Annotated in this window: 5 protein-coding genes and 1 pseudogene; 4 read left to right on the forward strand and 2 right to left on the reverse strand. The window is 71.9% G+C overall.

Annotation, left to right across the window (positions count from 1 at the left end; genetic code table 11):
• Positions 1 to 99, forward strand: a pseudogene (locus tag ABZ749_RS32030) (HAD-IB family hydrolase); the annotation flags it as partial.
• On the opposite strand, the gene ppk2 reads toward ABZ749_RS32030, so the two are convergent.
• Both ppk2 and ABZ749_RS32040 read right to left on the reverse strand, forming a co-directional pair.
• Positions 73 to 924 (reverse strand): polyphosphate kinase 2, encoded by an 852-nt coding sequence (gene ppk2 / locus ABZ749_RS32035; RefSeq protein WP_357234411.1) that lies wholly within the window; start codon positions 922 to 924, stop codon positions 73 to 75. The pseudogene ABZ749_RS32030 and the gene ppk2 sit on opposite strands and share 27 nt — an antisense overlap.
• 72 nt (positions 925 to 996) lie before the next feature.
• Positions 997 to 1,758, reverse strand: a complete 762-nt coding sequence (locus ABZ749_RS32040; RefSeq protein ID WP_357234414.1) for an SDR family NAD(P)-dependent oxidoreductase — start codon at positions 1,756 to 1,758, stop codon at positions 997 to 999.
• 97 nt (positions 1,759 to 1,855) lie between these two features.
• Here ABZ749_RS32040 and ABZ749_RS32045 point away from each other — a divergent pair, with 97 nt between their 5' ends.
• The 3 genes from ABZ749_RS32045 (at position 1,856) to ABZ749_RS32055 (ending at position 3,442) form a co-directional block, all read left to right on the forward strand.
• A complete protein-coding gene (locus tag ABZ749_RS32045; RefSeq protein ID WP_088988083.1) occupies positions 1,856 to 2,215 on the forward strand; it encodes a histidine triad nucleotide-binding protein in 360 nt (119 codons plus the stop codon).
• Complete coding sequence (locus tag ABZ749_RS32050) at positions 2,212 to 2,997, forward strand: hypothetical protein (protein WP_357234417.1); 786 nt, start codon at positions 2,212 to 2,214, stop codon at positions 2,995 to 2,997. The genes ABZ749_RS32045 and ABZ749_RS32050 overlap by 4 nt, the downstream gene beginning before the upstream one ends.
• Before the next feature lie 115 nt (positions 2,998 to 3,112).
• The gene (locus tag ABZ749_RS32055; protein WP_357194873.1) at positions 3,113 to 3,442 is read left to right on the forward strand and encodes a hypothetical protein; all 330 of its coding nucleotides are present in this window, start codon (positions 3,113 to 3,115) and stop codon (positions 3,440 to 3,442) included.
• Positions 3,443 to 3,452: the final 10 nt, after the last annotated feature.

The following is a 3,452-nucleotide window of genomic DNA, read 5'->3' on the forward strand; positions in this document are numbered from 1 at the left end:
GCCGACCTGGCCCGATTCGCCTGGCAGCAGCTCCGCTTCCGGCTGCTGGCCCGGGAGCACGCCGGTGACATGTCACTGGCCAAGGAAGCGGCGCGTGCCGACCACAGCGAAGTCCTTGCCGGTGTAGTCGAAGCGGTGCAGCACGTGCCGCATCGCCTCGAGCCGGGCCCGCTTCTTGTCGTTGCTCTTCACCACCGTCCACGGCGCGTCGGCCGTGTCGGTCCAGAAGAACATCGCCTCCTTGGCCTCGGTGTAGTCGTCCCACCGGTCGAGTGAGGCGATGTCCATCGGGGACAGCTTCCACTGCCGGACCGGGTCGACCTGACGGATTGCGAACCGGGTGCGCTGCTCGTTCTGGGAGACGGAGAACCAGAACTTGACCAGCCGGATGCCCGAGCGCACCAGCATCCGTTCCAGCTCCGGGGCCTGCCGTAGGAACTCCAGGTACTCCTTGCGGCTGCAGAAGCCCATCACCCGCTCGACGCCGGCCCTGTTGTACCAGGAACGGTCGAACAGCACGATCTCGCCGGCCGCCGGCAGGTGGGCCAGCCAGCGCTGGAAGTACCACTGGGCGGCTTCCCGCTCGTCCGGCTTGGCGAGCGCCACCACCGACGCGCCACGTGGGTTGAGGTGCTCCATGAAGCGTTTGATGGTGCCGCCCTTGCCGGCGGCGTCCCGGCCCTCGAAGAGGATCACCAAACGCTCGCCGGACTCCTTGATCCAGTCCTGGAGCTTCAGCAGCTCGATCTGGAGCAGCCGCTTGTCACGGTCGTACTCGTCGCGGTCCAGTCGCTCGTCGTACGGGTAGTCCTCGCGCCAGGTCTCGACAGGGGTGCCGTCGGGGCGGAGCAGGACAGGGTCGTCGTCGTGGCCATCGGCCACCCGGTAGTCGGCGGTGAGGTCCAGCAGCGCGGAGTCGGCCATGTCGGTGGGACTTACCCTGCCCTGACCCGCCAACCACCTCCCCGGTCGGGTGATCTGCGGACGGCGTGGAGCTCAGCTGCGCAGGTAGGAAGCGCCGTTGAGGTCGACGATCGTGCCGGAGGCCCACTCGGCCTGCGGCGAGGCGAGCCAGTGCACGGCGGCGGCGATCTCCTCCGGTCGGCCCACCCGGTCGAACGGGCTCTGCGCCCGGATCGCCGCGCCCTGCTCGCCGTGCAGGTACTCGGTGACCATGTCGGTCGCCACGAAGCCCGGCGCGACGGTGGCGATCGTGATGCCGTAGGGCGCGAGCGCCACGGCGAGGGACTGGCCCAGCGCGTTGAGCCCCGCCTTGCTGGCCCCGTACGCCGGCTGGTGCGGCTCGCCGCGGAACGCGCCACGGGACGAGACGTTGACGATCCGCCCGCCGCGTTCGCGCATGTGCTGGGCGGCGCACCAGATGACGTTGCCGGCGCCGGTCAGGTTGGTCTCCACCACCTGCCGCCAGCGCTGCTGCCACTCCTCGTACGAGGCACCGAAGATCGGGTGCGGGTCGTCGCGGTCGCCGTACGTCCCGGCGTTGTTGACCAGCACGTCCAGCCCGCCGAGCAGTTCGGCGGCCCGGTCGACCATGACCCGGACCGCGTCCGGATCGGTGAGGTCGGCGCGGACCACCACGTGCCCGGTGCCCGGCAGTTGCGCGCGCAGCTTCTCGGCCGCGTCGGCGGAGTCGCGGTGGTGGATGGCCACCCGGTCGCCGCCGGCTGCGAACGCCTCCGCCACCGCGCGGCCGATCCCGCGCGAGGCCCCGGTCACGAGTACCGCCCGATCCGTCATGCCGGCCATCCTGCCTCAGCGTGCCTTCACCGCTAACAGGCCGGTGGCGGTCGCCGCGCCGGAGTGTCCCCGGCCCGTTGGTCCCTACACTGCTCCGATGGGATCCGACTGCCTGTTCTGCCGCATCGTCGCCGGGGAGATCCCGGCCACAGTGGTCCGGGAGACCGACACCACGCTCGCCTTCCGCGACATCGACCCGAAGGCGCCGGTGCACGTCCTGGTCATTCCGAAGGAGCACTACGCCGACGTCGCCACGCTCGCCCAGGGTGACCCGGCGCTGGCCGCCGACGTGCTGGCGACGTCCGCCGCCGTGGCCGAGGACGAGGGGCTGCTCGGCGACGGTTTCCGGCTGATGTTCAACACCGGCGCGTACGGCGGGCAGGAGGTGTTCCACGTGCACGCGCACCTGCTCGGTGGTGCGCCGCTCGGCCCGATGCTCGCCCGGGACCTGGCGTGACCCCAGCGGCGGCGCCCGGCTCACCGGTGGATGAGCACCTGGCCCGGTTGGTCCGGCGGGTGCAGGCCGAATCGCGGGTGCCGGCGGTCTCGGCGGCCCTGCACCGGGCCGACCGACCGCTCTGGAGCTGCACCGTCGGCGAGACCGGCACCGAGAGCCCTCTGGGCGCGGGCCCACCCTCGCCGGACCCGACGCCGTCGGCCAGCGCGCCCGCCCCGCCACCGCCGAAGCCCGGTTCGCCGGCGCTGACGGTGAGCCGGGGCGAGATGCCCGCCATCGTCGACCTCACCGCCGTGGGCGCCCGGGACTGGGTGCACTGGGGGGAGCGCGGCGGCAGGTCGACGAACCGCAAGCGTTCCGGCTCCGGCGAGATCATCGACGGGGGTGGCCCGGGCCGGCGGGTCGGTTGGGACGGCAACCAGGAGTACGTGCGCTGGGCCGACGGCACGCCGGAGCGGTCGACGGACGGCAGCTCCAACGGCGTCTACGCCTGCGGTGCCGGGAACGGGTTCAGCCTCGCCGTCGCCGGCAGTGGTGAGCCGCGCACGGTCCAGCTCTACGGTGGCACCTGGATGGCGCGGGGGCGACTGGAAGCGCGGCTGTCCACCGGCGGGCCCGCCAGCATCGCCCGACTGGAAGACCCGTACACCAGTCAGAGCGCCCAGTTCACGATCCGCTTCACTCTGCCGAAGGGTGCCCGGCTGCTGTTGAACTGGACCGTCGAGAAGGTCTTCACGCAGCACTGCGGCAACGTCGGCCTCCAGGCCGTGACGGTGCGTTGACTGACTGACTGATCGCTGTGCGGTCGGCCAGCGGGACAGTTTGTCCGTCGCGGACTGTCGAACGCGTCGTAACTTTCTGCTGTCCCCATCCGACCATCCAGTGTGGAGGCAGCCGATGAGCAGCAGCACGACCCACCGCGTCCGTCGTGCCGCTTCGTCCGGCACCGGTGAAGCGTCCGGGGAGGTTCTTCGCGACATCCCCCTGCCGCCGTACGTGACGGGCGAGGACACCCAGTTCGCCGTACGGGCGGTGGTGGTGCACGCCCCCCGACGGTGGTCCGGGGGCGTGGTCTGCCGTAACGACGCCAGCCCGCACCCGTGCCGCCTGCACCGCTGGGGCACCCGGGTGCTGGCGCTGCGCGGGCTGCGGGCCGCCGAGATCGCCGCGCTCATCGAACGCGGTGACCCGACGGCGGTGGTCCCCCCACCGGACCGTCCGGCCTGAGCGCTCGCCG

The organism is Micromonospora sp. NPDC047753 (genome assembly GCF_040642735.1).
Taxonomy (GTDB): Bacteria; Actinomycetota; Actinomycetes; order Mycobacteriales; family Micromonosporaceae; genus Micromonospora.

Coding starts and splice junctions, on each gene's coding strand:
- ppk2 (WP_357234411.1), bottom strand. CDS start 924: ATGGCCGACTCCGCGCTGCTGGACCTCACCGCCGACTACCGGGTGGCC.
- ABZ749_RS32040 (WP_357234414.1), bottom strand. CDS start 1,758: ATGACGGATCGGGCGGTACTCGTGACCGGGGCCTCGCGCGGGATCGGC.
- ABZ749_RS32045 (WP_088988083.1), top strand. CDS start 1,856: ATGGGATCCGACTGCCTGTTCTGCCGCATCGTCGCCGGGGAGATCCCG.
- ABZ749_RS32055 (WP_357194873.1), top strand. CDS start 3,113: ATGAGCAGCAGCACGACCCACCGCGTCCGTCGTGCCGCTTCGTCCGGC.